Source organism: Candidatus Mycolicibacterium alkanivorans (assembly GCF_022760805.1).
GTDB classification, from domain to species: Bacteria; Actinomycetota; Actinomycetes; order Mycobacteriales; family Mycobacteriaceae; genus Mycobacterium; species Mycobacterium alkanivorans.
In genome coordinates this window covers 355,256-369,422 of sequence record NZ_JAIVFL010000001.1, presented here as the reverse complement: position 1 = coordinate 369,422, position 14,167 = coordinate 355,256, and the positions used below count along the sequence as shown (strand labels likewise).

The window sequence follows — 14,167 nt, the reverse complement described above, 5'->3', positions numbered from 1 at the left end:
CTACGGGCGCTCACCCGGTAGGGATCGCCAGCCAGAGGAACAAGTCGATCGTCCTTGTTAATTCCAGGTAAATCAACTCTGCACCTGTGAGTTTGATGACAGACACAGGCCCGACCAGCACCGCTGTGGGAGCCGCTGTGACGGCCGACACCCCGCCGCGAGGGTCGTCAGCGATGTTCGCTGGGGGACTGCAGATAGCCCGTGACCATGTCGACGAGCAGCTGCCGTTCGCGCTCCCACTCCAGGTGGGCGTTGACGATCATTTCGACGAGCACCATCCCGCGCATAGCCGACCAGATGACCTCGGCCGCGCCCGGATCGTCAGAAATCAGCCGGCCCAGCTGATTGATCGCCTCGTTGATCTCCAGCAGGTGCCGCTGGGTGCTGTGGCCATGTGCCGCGGCGCGGTATGCGCCGCCGAGCCCGGGATTCGTCACGATGGCGGACCTGTTTTCGCCAGCCGCGAAAACAACTTGTCGACGTGACCGGAAACTGCGCGCACACTGGCAACCATGGACAACAAAGGACCGTTTGGCTTCGACCCCGACGACCTCGATCGCGTCGTGCGCGAAGCCAGTGAGGGCCTGCGTGACGCGTTCGGACGGTTTCTGAACACCGGGCAGGAACCCGGCGGCTTCGGCGTGTATTTCGACGAGTTCACCCGCCGCTCGCGGCGCCGGCCGCAGCCGGAGACCGCGGGCGAGGCCGGTGACGGGGTGTGGGCCATCTACATCGCCGACGCCGAGGGCAAAGCCCACGTCGAACAGGTCTACAACACCGAGCTCGACGCCCTGCGGGCCAACAAGCACAACACCGACCCCAACCGCGGCGTCCGCTTCCTGCCCTACGGGATCGACGTCAGCGTCCTCGACGCCGGACCGGACAAGGCCGAGAAGTCCGACGGCGAGGACACCGGCGACACCGAGTAGCTACATCGTCAGGACCATGCGGTAGCCGCCCGGCCGGATGCGCTCGCACCCCGGACAGCACCGCGAATCGCGTGGTGTCCTCGATATCGGCCGACGTGCATTGGTCTCCCCTTTTCGCTTTCGGACTGCTGGGTTTATCGAGCTAAGCCCAGCAGATAAGGGTCTTTACTCCCTAGCTACCCCGTCGCAGCCGAACATACGATCCCCGCAACTGGGAGGTGCACGGCTATGACCGGGACATTGGACGCGACACAACTCCAGACCGACGACATCCGCAGAACCGAGGTCGACGCCATCGTCGACATCGCTGCCGACGCCGCTCGCGAGTTCCGGAAGCTCGACCAGGAACAGGTCGACCGCATCGTCGAGGCGATGGTGCGCGCCGGGGTCCGTGCCGCGGGCGAGCTGGCCGCGCTGGCGATCGAGGAGACCGGCTTCGGCGTCTTCGAGGACAAGGTCGTCAAGAACTACGTGGCAACGGAGTTCCTGCACGACTATCTCAGCGACAAGAAGTCGGTGGGTGTGATCGACGAGGACGTCGAACACAACATCGTCTATGTCGCTGAACCGATCGGCGTGGTGCTGGCGGTCACGCCGGTCACCAACCCGACTTCGACGGTGTTGTTCAAGGCGATCGTCGCCGCCAAGACCCGCAATGCGGTGCTGTTCCGGCCTTCGCCATACGCGGTGCGCTGTTGTGAACGCGCGGTGGAGATCCTGCGGGAGGCCGCCGAGGCGGCCGGCATGCCGCCCGGCGCCCTGCAGGTGATTCCCGACGCCGCCCACGATGTCACCCACCACCTGTTCCACCATCCCAAGGTCGACTTCATCTGGGTGACCGGCGGCCCCAAGATTGTGAAGCTGGCCAACCAGGCCGGCAAGCCGTCGCTGAGCGTCGGACCCGGCAACGCACCCATCTACATTCACAAGACCGCCGATGTCCGCGGCGCCGTCGTCGACATCCTGATCTCGAAAACCTTTGACTCGTCGGTCATCTGCCCCGCCGAGCAGACCTGCATCATCGACGACGAGATCTATGACGCGATGATCGCCGAGTTCGAGCGGATGGGCGGGCGGATGCTCAAAGCCGAAGAGGCCGCCAAGATCACCGAGTTCGCCTTCGGCTGTGGCGACAAGGTGTCGATGGACGCCGTCGGTCAGAAGGCCCCGGCGTTGGCCGCCCGCGCCGGTTTCAGCGTTCCCCCGGGCACCAAGATCCTGCTGGCCCCGCTGCCGTCGGATCTCGACGAACTGGCCGCGCACCCGCTGGTGCAGGAGAAGCTGATGCCAGTCCTCGGGGTGGTGCGCACCCCAAACGTGCAGCACGCCATCGACGCCGCGGTGCTGGTGACCGAGCACGGCGGCCTTGGGCACACCTCGGCGATCTACGCGGACGACCAGTCGGTGATCGACGCCTACGCGCTGGCGGTGCGAACCGGCCGGATCCTGGTCAACGCCCCCACCGCGGTCGGCGCGCTGGGCGGTGTCTACAACAACCTGACGCCCACCTTCTCGCTGGGCTGCGGGACGTGGGGCGGATCGTCGACTACCGAGAACGTCAACTACAAGCAGCTGATCAACATCAAGACCGTCTCTCGGCGCCGCACCCCGTCGCAGTGGTTCCGGGTGCCGGCCAACACCTACTTCAATGCCGGGGCGCTGGACAACCTGCGTGAATTGGATTGCGACACAGTGGTCGTCGTCACCGATCATCTCACCGATGAGCGCGGGGTGGTCGACCTGCTGCGCAGCAAGCTGCCCACCCGGCACGTGTACGCCTTCACCGAAGTCACTCCGGAGCCCGACGAGGAGATCATCCAGCGCGGGGTGGAGTTGCTGGAGCGCGTCCAACCCGATGTGCTGATCGCCGTCGGCGGGGGCTCAGTGCTGGATGCGGGTAAGGCGATGCGGCTGTTCTACGAGCATCCGGAGAAGACGCTCGAGGAACTGACGATGCCGTTCCTGGATCCGCGCAAGCGGGTCGCCGACTATCCCACCGACCGCCACAAGCTCCAATTGATCGCCATACCAACGACATCCGGCACCGGCTCGGAGGTGTCCCCGGCCGCGGTGATCACGATGGGCCCGCGCAAGCAGACCCTGGTCGACTACAGCCTGGTGCCCGATGTGGCGATTGTGGACCCGATGCTGACCACGTCGATGCCGCCGAACCTGACGGCCGACACCGGTGTCGACGCGCTCACCCACGCACTGGAGGCGGCGGTGTCGATCTTCGCCTCGCCCTATACCGACGCCCAGAGCGCGCAGGCGGCCCGGCTGATCTTCGACGCACTGCCGCGCGCTTACCGTGATCCCGACGACCTCGAGGCGCGCACCCAGATGTCCAACGCGGCGACGTTGGCCGGGTTGGCGTTCTCGAACGCGTTCGTGGGAGTCAACCACGCTCTGGCGCACGCCGTCGGCGCGGCCTTCGGCATCCCGCACGGCCGGGCCAACGGCATATTCCTGCCATACGTATTGCGCTACAACGCAAGTCTGCCAAGCAAGTTCATGCCCGCACCGGGGTATTCGGCCTACGTCGCGCCGGAGAAGTACGCTCAGGTCGGATCGCTCATCTTCGGGGGCCACAGCCCCGAGGACAGCCGCGCCCGGCTGTTCGCCGGTGTGGATCAACTCTTGGACGAACTCCACATGCCGCGGTCGCTGCGCGAATTCGGAGTCAAAGAAAGCGATTTCACCGCGGCGTTGCCCACATTGGCGATGACGGCGTTCGAAGACCTGAGTAACCGGACCAATCCGCGCATGCCGCTGGTGAGCGAGATCAGCGAGCTGCTGACCCAGGGTTACTACGGCACGGCAGGCTGATCGGCAACGTCAGGCGATGCCGGACTGCCCCGGCACGTGCAGCAGCCCCGCCGGGTCTAGGCTGTCCCACAAGCTGGCGACCAGAGTCTGCCGTGTGGTGGCCGCGGTTTCCTCGTTGTTCAGCAGGTCGGCCAGTTCGTCGAAGCCCCAGTACAGCAGCGCCAGGGGTGCCGTTGTGAGCAGCAGCTGGTTGATCGTGACCTGGGCGCCGCTCCGGTCGCCCTGGAAGGCCTGCGCGAGCGCGGGCAGGATGTTGGTGACCGGCACCACGACGTTGACCCATGGAACGATTTGAGACGCCCGGTACACCGCTTCGTAGGCCTCGCGGAACAGCGGTGCGAGCGGTTCCAGCGGAGCCGGCCACGCCGCGAGGACGCTCTGCTCGGTCGCCAGGACCGCGTCCGGCATGGTCGTCGGCCAGGGATCATCGGCCCGGAACGGGTTCGGGTCGGTCACCGTGGTGGCGTTCGGGGTGGCCGTCGAAGCCTTCGGTGTGGTTGCAGAGGCTAGCGCCACCGCGGCGGTAGCCGGCGGGTAGGCCGGCGGGGTGGTGGTCGACAGGGGCAGCCCGGACTGGCCGCGGTTGTGCAGCAGCTGGAACGGGTCGAGCACGTCCCAGGCTGTCGTGATGGCCCAGGTCTGCAGGTCCAGCGCCAGTTGCTCCACGTTCAGCAGGTCGGCGATCTCGTTGTAGCCGTAGTAGGCGATCGCGACGGGCTGGATGGTGACGATGAGGTTGTTGATGATGCGCTGGGTGGCGTTCTTGTCGCCGGCCAAGGCGGCCGGCAGGTTGGTGCCGATGTTGACGAACGGGACGATGATGTTGACCCACGGGATCATCTGGGTGGCGCGGTAGCCCGCCTCGAACACTTCGCGGGGAACCGGCTGGAGGATGTCGGGGAAGGCATTGACGACGGCCTGTTCCAGATCCCACACCGGGCCGGGCATGTCGTTGGGTGCCGGCTCCGGGGGCATCGGTCGCAGCGGATTGGGGCTCCACGGAACCGACGGCGTGGTGGCGTCGGCCTGCGTGGTGGCCGACTTGGTCGAGGGTGCGGTGTCGACGGCAATGGCGGTGCCGGTGGTGCCGGTGGTGCCGGTGGTGACTGCAGCCGTCGTCGGGGGGGTGCGACGAGTGCTGGCGAACAGGCCCTGCACCTTCTCGACCTGGGCGGCCTCGAACGCCGCCGCCGTGGGCTTGGCGACACTAGCCAGGGTCGATGTCGGCGGTTTGGTCACCGGCGCGGCGATGCCCTCGCTCTTGTCACCCAGCCTGGACTGCGGCCTGGTGCGCCCGGTGGCGGCCCTGGCTTCGGACTTCTTCGGTCCGGCGTCGACCTGCGACGAGTCCGCGGAACCCCTCGAGTCGGGCTTGTCGGTATCGGCGTTCGCCGTGCCCTGAGCTGCCGCGGCCATGGCCGCGCCTACACCAACCGCTACCGCAACGCCGCCGACATAGCCGACGTACTTGCTCGACCCCATTTTTGCTGACCCCTTCGTTAGATAAGCGGCATCGTAAAGGGTGGGGCAGGTCAGAACCAGCCGGGGAGCATTTCCAAGGTGGTGCGGTCCAGGCTCTCCAGTAGCTGCAGCTGCGGAGCTGTGCGTGGCAGCTCATAGCGGAAGAAGTAGCGGGCAGCCCGCCGCTTGCCGTCGTAGAAGTCTCCGGTAAGACCATCGGTGGCCACGAACTGCTCGAGCCACATCCAGGCGATCACGATGTGGCCGAACGCTTCGAGGTAGATGGCGCTGTTGGCCATCGCGGCCTCGACGTCACCGGAGGCGAACATCGACATGGTCACCCCGACCAGCCGTTGCCAGGAGGCGTCGAGCGCAGCCGCGAGATCGACGGCCTCGCCCCCGGCTTTGCCCGCTGCGGTGATCGATTGGGCGATTGCCGCACCAAGCGCAGACAGGCTGGCTCCATTGCGCTGAGTTACCTTGCGGCCCAACAGGTCCAGGCTCTGAATACCGTGCGTGCCCTCGTGGATCGGGTTGAGCCGGTTGTCCCGGTAGTGCTGCTCGACGTCGTACTCGCGGGTGTAGCCGTATCCGCCGAGTACCTGGATGGCCAGGCTGTTGGCTTCCAGACACCACTGCGAGGGCCAGCTCTTGGCGATCGGAGTCAGGATGTCGAGCAGCAACGCGGCCGAATCGCGTTCGTTTTCGGAGTCGGCACTGTCCTGCCAGTCGACAAGCCGCGCGCAATACAGCGCCAACGCCAGCGCTCCCTCGACATAAGACTTCTGCGCCAACAACATTCGTTTGACGTCGGCATGCTCGACGATCGGAACCTGAGGTGTGGTGGGGTCCTTGCTCGTGATGGGCCGGCCCTGCGGACGTTCGAGCGCGTACTGCAGCGACTTCAGATATCCGGTGTAGCCCAACGAGACTGCGCCCATCCCGACACCGAGGCGCGCCTGGTTCATCATGTGGAACATGTAGACGATCCCGCGGTGCGGTTCGCCCACCAGATGACCGACCGCGCCGTTGAAGTTGAGCACGGTGTTGGTGATGCCGCGCTGGCCCATCTTGTGGTTGAGCCCCGAAATAGCGACGTCGTTGCGCCGCCCGACCGAACCGTCGGCGTCGACGAGGAACTTCGGCACGGCGAACAGCGAGATGCCCTTGGTGCCCGGCGGGCCGCCTAGAATCTTGGCCAGCACCAGATGCACGATGTTCTCCGACATCTCGTGCTCGGCCCCGGATATCCACATCTTCGAACCGAACAGGCGGTAGGTCCCGTCGTCCTGCGGCTCGGCCCGGGTGACGATATCGGCCAGGGAGGACCCGGCCTGCGGCTCGGACAGCGCCATGGTCCCGGTGAAGCGGCCGGCCAGCATCGGCTTCACGAACATGCTGATCTGCTCGGCACTGCCGAACTTGGCCAGCAGGTTGGCGTTGGCGACGGTCAGCATCAGATAACCCGACGTGCTGATGTTGGCTGCCGAGAACCACACGAACCCGGCATGAGCGACCGTGGTCGGCAGTTGCGCGCCGCCCAGTGACTGGTCCATGCCCATGCCGATGAGATCAGCGGCCGCGAAGGCGTCGAGGGCCTGCTTGACTTCGGGGATCACCGTGACCGTCGTGCCGTCGAAGGACGGCTCGTTCTGGTCGCCTTTTTTGTTGTGCGGGGCGAAGTATCGGGTGGCCAGTTCCTCGCACAGGTCGAGAACGTCGGAGAACGTTTCACGTGAGTGCTCCGCGAACCGCGGCCGCTTGGTCAGTTCGTCGACGGCGAGCCATTCGAACAGCAAGAAATCCAGATCCCGCCGCGACATGATGGTCGACCTCATGGGTGCCTTCCTTCCCGTCACATTATGTCCTTTGGCCCCTACCGACGGCTTCGTCGTGGACCATACGTTGTGGGCCTAGATACGGGTCGGGGGAAGTTTCAAGGGACCGGTGATCATGGACAATTTCATTCGAACGGCGAGGATCGCCCCAGCGGCGATTCTGATGCTGGGAGGTATGGCATTGGCTTCGCCCGCAATCGGGAGAGCGGCCGAGTGCGGAGCCGGCACGATCTACGACGCGCCCAGCAACTCCTGCGTGGTGGCAGGCCCGCCGGCTCCGGAACCGCCTCCGCCTCCGCCTCCGCCTCCGCCTCCGCCTCCGCCTCCGCCGCCGCCGCCGCCGTGGAATGGGCCGACGCCGTATGTGTCGGCGAGCGTCTGCGCGCCCATCCCCTTCGTCGCCTTATGCGTCGGAATTTAGGCCAGCCGCCGGACCGACCGCGACGCAACTTCTGCACAGAAGAGCGTATTTGCACGGCTGGTCATCGACATCGTCGCAGTTCGGAAGGTGTGAAGGTGGTCGTGAGCCCAGCCCTTGTGGGCGACGGCCGAGCCGAGTTTGCACCCAGATGCGCCACAGCGGCGGTTTCGCCCTTAAGGTCTTAGTCGTGCCTGAGTTGGATCGTCGCAGCCTCATGTTCCTGGCGGGATTCGGTGCGATCGCGGCCGCGCTGCCCGCCCCGCTGGCGGCTGCCACCCCGTCTCGTCCCGAAGCCCCAGCCGACCGCGTACCCGCTCCCGCGGCCCCTGCGGCCAACGCTGCCGTACCCAGTTACCTGTTCCACGACGAGTTCGACGGCCCCGCCGGTTCGGCCCCCGACCCGTCGAAGTGGAACATCTCCAAGGCTCGCGAGATGATCAAGAACCCCGTCTTCTGGGATCGGCCCGAGAACATGGGCCAGTACCGCGACGACCGCGAGCATGTCTTCCTCGACGGCAACTCCAACCTGGTGATCCGCGCGACGCGCGACGACAAGTACGTCAGCGGCAAGGTGGTCGGTACCTGGTGGGGTGGGATCGGCACCACCTGGGAGGCGCGGATCAAGTTCAACTGCCTGACCGCCGGCGCCTGGCCCGCATGTTGGTTGATGAACGATCACCCGGAAGTGGGCGCTGAGGTCGACCTCGTCGAGTGGTACGGCAACGGTGAGTGGCCGTCGGGAACCACTGTGCACGCCCGGCTGGACGGCACGTCGTTCGCCACCACGCCGGTGGGTGTCGACACCAACTGGCACACCTGGCGCGTTACCTGGAACGACTCCGGAATGTACTTCTGGCAGGACTACGTCGACGGCAAGGAGCCGTACTTCGCGGTGCCGGCCAACTCTCTGGACGACTGGCCGTTCAACTTCCCCGACTACCGGATGTTCCCAGTCCTCAACCTCGCGGTCAGCGGCTCCGGGGGCGGCGACCCTCGGCCGGGCAACTACCCGGCCGACATGATCGTCGACTACGTGCGGGTCTGGTAGGACGCCTCGCGGCCGAGTTCGCGGCGTTCGACGCTCAGGGGGCGCACCGCTTTCTCGCTGTAGCGCCGCCGCCATCAGATTCAGCAACCTTGAGGAGGCCGACTGCGGGAGGGTCGGGCCAGCTCTAGACTGCCCAACTAATGAGCGCCCCCACGATCGACCCCGTCCTGTCCGCCGAGCAGCCCCGGCGCGGCGGCGTGGCCAAGTGGATCCGCCGGCTCGCGGTGCCGATCATCCTCGGCTGGATCGGGCTGATCGTCGTGTTGAACACGACGGTCCCGCAGATGGAAGTCGTCGGCCAGACGCGAGCGGTGTCTATGTCGCCCAAGGACGCCCCGTCGGTGATCGCGATGATGCGCGTCGGCAAGGTCTTCGAGGAGTCCGACTCCGACAGCTCGGCGATGATCGTCCTGGAAGGTGACCAGCCCCTCGGCGACGACGCCCACCGGTTCTACGACGACATGGTGGTCAAACTGCGGGCCGACAACAAACACGTCCAGCACATCCAAGACTTCTGGGGTGACCCGCTGACCCGGGTCGGTGCACAGAGCGCCGACGGCAAGTCGGTCTACGTGCAGGTGAACCTCGCCGGCAACATGGGCGAGACCCTCGGCAACGAGTCTGTCGAGGCGGTGCAGAAGCTCGTCGGGGGCCTGAGCCCGCCGCCAGGGGTCAAGGTCTTCGTCACCGGCGGACCGGCACTTCAGGCCGACCAACAGCATGTCAGTCAGAAGAGCGTCAGGCTGATCGAGGTGGCCACCGTCGGGGTCATCATCTTCATGCTGCTGTTCTTCTATCGGTCGGTCCTCACGGTCGTGCTGGTTCTGACCTTGCTGATATTGGGGCTGTCGGTCACCCGCGGGGTAGTGGCGTTCCTGGGCTACCACGAGCTGATCGCGTTGTCGCCCTTCGCCACTCAGCTACTGGTGACACTTGCGATCGCGGCGACAACCGACTACGCGATCTTCCTGATCGGCCGATATCAGGAAGCGCGCACGGTGGGGGAGGATCGAGAGTCCGCCTACTACACCATGTTTCACGGCACCGCGCACGTGGTGCTCGGGTCCGGTATGACGATCGCCGGCGCCACATTCTGTCTTTCCTTCACGAGGCTGCCCTGGTTCCAGACCCTGGGCGTCCCGCTGGCGACGGGGATGGTGGTGGCCGTGGGGGTGGCGCTGACCCTGGGTCCGGCGGTGATCACCGTCGCAAGCCGGTTCGGGCTGTTGGAACCCAAGCGAGCCATGCGGATTCGGTACTGGCGGCGCCTGGCTGCCGTAGTTGTCCGGTGGCCGGGCTGGGTCCTGTTCTTGACCATCGCCGTCGCCCTGATCGGGCTGATCATGCTGCCGGGTTACCGGCCGAACTACAACGATCGCAAGTACCTGCCGGCCGACCTGCCGGCGAACGAGGGATTCGCCGCCGCCGAACGGCATTTTCCGATCGCGCGGATGAACCCCGAGATCCTGCTGGTCGAGTCGGATCAGGACCTGCGCAACTCGGCTGACTTCCTGGTGATCGAGCGGATCGCGAAGGCGGTGTCCAGGGTTCCCGGCATCGGACGGGTGCAGGCGATCACCCGTCCCGAAGGGAAACCGCTGAAGTACAGCACGATTCCGGCGCAGTTCAGTATGGGCAGCACCATGCAGACCCTCAACCGCTCCTACCTGAAGGACCGGATGGCCGACATGATCGTGCAGGGCAACATGATGCAGGACACCATCAACACCATGACCCAGATGATCGGGTTGATGGAACAGATGAGTGCCAACATGCACAACATGGTCAGCCAGATGGACCAGACGGCCCAGGATATGTACCAATTGCGGGACCACATCGCCGATTTCGACGACTTCTTCCGGCCGATCCGCAACTACCTGTACTGGGAGCCGCACTGTTACGACATCCCGGTCTGCCAGACGATGCGGTCGATCTTCGACGGGCTGGACGGCATCGACACCATGACCGACGATATCCAGCGGCTGCTGCCCGACATGCATCAGATGGATGCCCTGATGCCACAGATGGTGGAGATGATGGGGCCCACCGTCGAGAGCATGAAGCGGATGCGGGTGATGATGCTGACCATGCAGGCCACCCAGTCCGGCCAGCAGGACCAGATGGAGGCGATGCAACAGAATCAGACGGCGATGGGCGATGCGTTCAACGACGCCCACAATGACGACACGTTCTACCTGCCGCCGGAGATCTTCGACAACGCAGACTTCAAGCGCGGGATGAAGAACTTCATCTCCCCCGATGGCCATGCGGTGCGGTTCATCATCTCCCACGAGGAAGACCCGCTGTCGGCCGACGGAATCAAGCGCATCGGCGAAATCAAGGCTGCCGTGTTCGAGGCCATCAAGGGCACCCCGCTCGAGGGGTCCAAGGTGTATCTCGGCGGCACCGCCTCGGCGTTCAAGGACATGGAACAGGGCAACAAATACGACCTGATGATCGCCGGTGTCGCCGCTTTGACGCTGATCTTCATCATCATGCTGCTGATCACGCGGGCCATCGTTGCGGCGGCCGTCATCGTCGGCACCGTGGTGCTGTCGCTGGGCGCGTCGTTCGGGATGTCGATCCTGTTGTGGCAGCACCTGCTCGGCATGGACCTGCAGTTCATGGTCATGGCGATGGCGGTGATCATCCTGCTGGCGGTCGGCGCTGACTACAACCTGCTGCTGGTAGCCCGGATGAAAGAGGAACTCCCTGCGGGGATCAACACCGGCATCATCCGTGCCATGGGCGGCAGCGGGTCGGTGGTGACGGCGGCCGGGTTGGTGTTCGCGTTCACCATGATCTCGATGTCGGTCAGCGCCATGGTGGTCATCGCCCAGATCGGCACGACGATCGGGCTGGGCCTGCTGTTCGACACCCTCGTCATCCGGGCGTTCATGACGCCCGCCATTGCGGCGTTGCTCGGTCGGTGGTTCTGGTGGCCGACAATAGTGCGGCAGCGGCCGGCCCGAACGATCGGCTGATCGACGGCGCTAGCTACAACGAACCGTCAAACAAATGGTGGCCACCTACGGCGCGCACATCGAAGCGATCGAACGCTGTCTGGGCGCGCCCGCTGGGGCGCTCTACCGCGCCGACCGCTGTACATCAGCCGCTCGATCGCGGCGTCGTGACAAGACCAAACCGACAACTCCATGGGGAAGGAATGCGATGAAGGTCGACTTCGCCAACAAGACCGTCGGCGGCTTCAATTACGAGTTCGTCCGCGGATTGTCGTTGCAGGCCGCCGGCGCGGCCGAATACGGCGAGTGCATGGACACTATCAGCCGCGTCAAGAACAACAGCTTCGCCAGCTGGATCCGCCAGTGGGCCGCCACCGCTGATCGGGTCGCAGCCTTTGCCGAGAGCGAGCACCGAATCGGCAACCACATCAGCGCCCGCGACGCGTTCCTGCGGGCGGCCAACTACTACCGAATGGCGGTGTTCTACGCCCACCACACCGAGGCCCGCCATACCCGGTTGTGGCGGCGTAGCAAGGACTGCTTTCATCAGATGATCGCGCTGAACGACACCACGATCGAGTGCGTGGAGATCGACTTCGAAAACGCGCGGCTGCCAGCCTACTTCGTGTCTGGCGGTGATGGCCCGCGCCCCACCCTGATCGCACTCGGCGGATTCGATTCCACCATGGAGGAACTGTACTGCTGGATTGGCGCGGTCGCACCCGCCCACGGCTGGAATTGCCTGATGTTCGAGGGTCCCGGCCAATGGGGCGCCCTCAAGACCAACCCCGGGCTGACATTTCGGCCCGACTACGAAAAACCGGTCGGCGCCGTGGTCGACTACTTGCTGACCCGCGGCGACGTCGACCCCGCCAAGCTGGCCATCATCGGGTACTCGATGGGCGGCTACCTGGCTACCCGCGCAGCCTTGGACCCAAGAATCGCCGCCTGTATCCCCAACTCGCTGGTCGTCGACTGCGGCGCGGCCGCCCGCGCGGGGATGAAGGGACTACTGGAGAAAACCACCTTCGTGGAAGCGGCGTTCAAACTGCTTATGAAGGTCAACACCCCAGCCCGCTGGGGCTACCGGCACTCGGAGTGGACGCTGGGCATCGACAGCGCGCACGAATGGGTCGAGGTCTATCAGTCCTACACCGTCAAGGATTTCACCGACCGCTATCACAACCCGATGCTGTTTCTGTTCAGTGAGGACGACATCCACGACGCCGCCGCGCCTTCGCCCGACATCATCATCGGCATGCTCGATTTCATGCTCTCGCTCAACTGCGATCGCTACATCCGGTTGTTCACCCGCACCGAGGGCGCCTCAAGTCACTGCCAAATGGGTGGACTGAGCTACGCGCAAGCCGCGATATTCAACTGGCTCAACCACATCCTCGACGGCGGCCCGGCCCCGGCACCCGCCGACCCCGCCGGGGCAGACCTGTTCATCCGTCAATTCGCGAAATACGCGAAGGCCGAAGGCGAAACCAAGGCCAAAGCACTCCTCGAGGTAGCCCAACTCATCTAGGCCAACCAATCTCGCGCGACCGGCCACCTCACGCATATGGCGCCTCGCGAATGGATCGGTCAAACCACAAGGCTGCCAGGCGCTTTGCAAAGCAGAGATTCCGCTAAGGTGGGTTCCCGCGCAGCGATCTCTACCGATCTCTGAATGGCCCAGCATAAGCGCCGCTGACCTGGTTCTTGCCTGGAGCCGATGACGGGAATCGAACCCGCGTATTCAGCTTGGGAAGCTGATGTTCTGCCATTGAACTACATCGGCAACTGTGCTGAGAAAGGATAGCAACTCGTCGGCCCACGGGTCACGCCCTGGCGGGACTTCAACCGGGTGTCAAGATCGCCGAACCGCGAGCAGTCCAACCCCTTCTCGTCGGCGGCATACGTTGACACCAGGTCGACGCCGTCTCCGTATCTTTCCCGCGACGGCTATACGCTCGTCGCGTGCTGCTCTCCGATCGTGACATCCGCGCCGCAATCGCCGACGGCCGACTCGGCATCGACCCGTTCGACGACACCCTGGTGCAGCCCTCGAGCGTGGACGTCCGGCTGGACAACCTGTTCCGGGTCTTCAACAACACCCGCTACACCCACATCGACCCAGCCAAGCAGCAGGACGAGCTGACCAGCCTGGTCCAGGCCGTCGACGGTGAACCGTTCGTGCTGCATCCCGGCGAGTTCGTCCTGGGCTCCACCCTGGAATGCTGCACGCTTCCCGATGACCTCGCCGGCCGCCTCGAGGGCAAGTCCTCGCTGGGGCGCCTCGGGCTGCTGACGCACTCCACCGCCGGCTTCATCGACCCCGGTTTCTCCGGGCACATCACCCTGGAGCTGTCCAACGTGGCCAACCTGCCCATCACGCTGTGGCCCGGGATGAAGATCGGCCAACTATGCCTGCTGCGGCTCACCAGCCCGGCCGAGCACCCCTACGGCAGCGCCAGCGTGGGCTCGAAATACCAGGGTCAGCGCGGCCCCACGCCGTCGCGTTCTTATCAGAACTTCATCCACTCCTCGCGCGGCGAGTAACCTCGGAACTCTAGGGTCAGCAGCAAGGCGCCAGCTACGCCGACCGGCTGTAACACCGCCACTACCTGCGGCGATGGAAATATAGGCCGAGCGGCTCTCGCCGGGTGAATCGCGGAAGCAGGTCGGGGCCAGCC

The 14,167-nt window shown here is 65.0% G+C and carries 9 protein-coding genes and 1 tRNA gene; 6 read left to right on the top strand and 4 right to left on the bottom strand.

Annotation, left to right across the window (positions count from 1 at the left end; genetic code table 11):
• Positions 1-167: 167 nt before the first annotated feature.
• Entirely contained in the window at positions 168-437 is a 270-nt protein-coding gene (locus K9U37_RS01885) for a hypothetical protein (protein WP_243070281.1), read from the bottom strand.
• 75 nt (positions 438-512) lie between these two features.
• On the opposite strand from K9U37_RS01885, the gene K9U37_RS01880 reads away from it, so the two are divergent.
• The gene (locus K9U37_RS01880; RefSeq protein ID WP_243070280.1) at positions 513-929 is read left to right on the top strand and encodes an Rv0313 family protein; all 417 of its coding nucleotides are present in this window, start codon (positions 513-515) and stop codon (positions 927-929) included.
• A 228-nt stretch (positions 930-1,157) separates the two neighbouring features.
• A complete protein-coding gene (adhE, locus tag K9U37_RS01875; protein ID WP_243070279.1) occupies positions 1,158-3,755 on the top strand; it encodes a bifunctional acetaldehyde-CoA/alcohol dehydrogenase in 2,598 nt (865 codons plus the stop codon).
• A 9-nt stretch (positions 3,756-3,764) separates the two neighbouring features.
• Here adhE and K9U37_RS01870 read toward each other — a convergent pair whose 3' ends face one another.
• Both K9U37_RS01870 and K9U37_RS01865 read right to left on the bottom strand, forming a co-directional pair.
• Entirely contained in the window at positions 3,765-5,237 is a 1,473-nt protein-coding gene (locus K9U37_RS01870) for a hypothetical protein (RefSeq protein ID WP_243070278.1), read from the bottom strand.
• 50 nt (positions 5,238-5,287) lie between these two features.
• Entirely contained in the window at positions 5,288-7,054 is a 1,767-nt protein-coding gene (locus K9U37_RS01865) for an acyl-CoA dehydrogenase (RefSeq protein ID WP_243070277.1), read from the bottom strand.
• A 617-nt stretch (positions 7,055-7,671) separates the two neighbouring features.
• On the opposite strand from K9U37_RS01865, the gene K9U37_RS01860 reads away from it, so the two are divergent.
• The 3 genes from K9U37_RS01860 (at position 7,672) to K9U37_RS01850 (ending at position 13,017) form a co-directional block, all read left to right on the top strand.
• Positions 7,672-8,523, top strand: a complete 852-nt coding sequence (locus K9U37_RS01860; protein ID WP_243073180.1) for a glycoside hydrolase family 16 protein — start codon at positions 7,672-7,674, stop codon at positions 8,521-8,523.
• Positions 8,524-8,663: 140 nt separating this feature from the next.
• Positions 8,664-11,507: an MMPL/RND family transporter gene (locus K9U37_RS01855; protein ID WP_243070276.1), complete on the top strand. Its 2,844-nt coding sequence runs from the start codon at positions 8,664-8,666 to the stop codon at positions 11,505-11,507.
• Positions 11,508-11,541: 34 nt separating this feature from the next.
• Positions 11,542-13,017, top strand: a complete 1,476-nt coding sequence (locus K9U37_RS01850; RefSeq protein WP_243070275.1) for an alpha/beta hydrolase family protein — start codon at positions 11,542-11,544, stop codon at positions 13,015-13,017.
• A 181-nt stretch (positions 13,018-13,198) separates the two neighbouring features.
• Here K9U37_RS01850 and K9U37_RS01845 read toward each other — a convergent pair.
• Positions 13,199-13,272, bottom strand: a tRNA-Gly gene (locus K9U37_RS01845).
• A gap of 179 nt (positions 13,273-13,451) precedes the next feature.
• On the opposite strand from K9U37_RS01845, the gene dcd reads away from it, so the two are divergent.
• Entirely contained in the window at positions 13,452-14,033 is a 582-nt protein-coding gene (gene dcd / locus K9U37_RS01840) for a dCTP deaminase (protein WP_243070274.1), read from the top strand.
• The last annotated feature ends 134 nt before the right edge of the window (positions 14,034-14,167 follow it).

Bases quoted from the DNA above. Each gene is read 5' to 3' on its own strand.
- K9U37_RS01880 (WP_243070280.1), top strand. From the start codon at position 513: ATGGACAACAAAGGACCGTTTGGCTTCGACCCCGACGACCTCGATCGC.
- K9U37_RS01850 (WP_243070275.1), top strand. From the start codon at position 11,542: ATGGTGGCCACCTACGGCGCGCACATCGAAGCGATCGAACGCTGTCTG.
- K9U37_RS01855 (WP_243070276.1), top strand. From the start codon at position 8,664: ATGAGCGCCCCCACGATCGACCCCGTCCTGTCCGCCGAGCAGCCCCGG.
- adhE (WP_243070279.1), top strand. From the start codon at position 1,158: ATGACCGGGACATTGGACGCGACACAACTCCAGACCGACGACATCCGC.
- K9U37_RS01865 (WP_243070277.1), bottom strand. From the start codon at position 7,054: ATGAGGTCGACCATCATGTCGCGGCGGGATCTGGATTTCTTGCTGTTC.
- K9U37_RS01870 (WP_243070278.1), bottom strand. From the start codon at position 5,237: ATGGGGTCGAGCAAGTACGTCGGCTATGTCGGCGGCGTTGCGGTAGCG.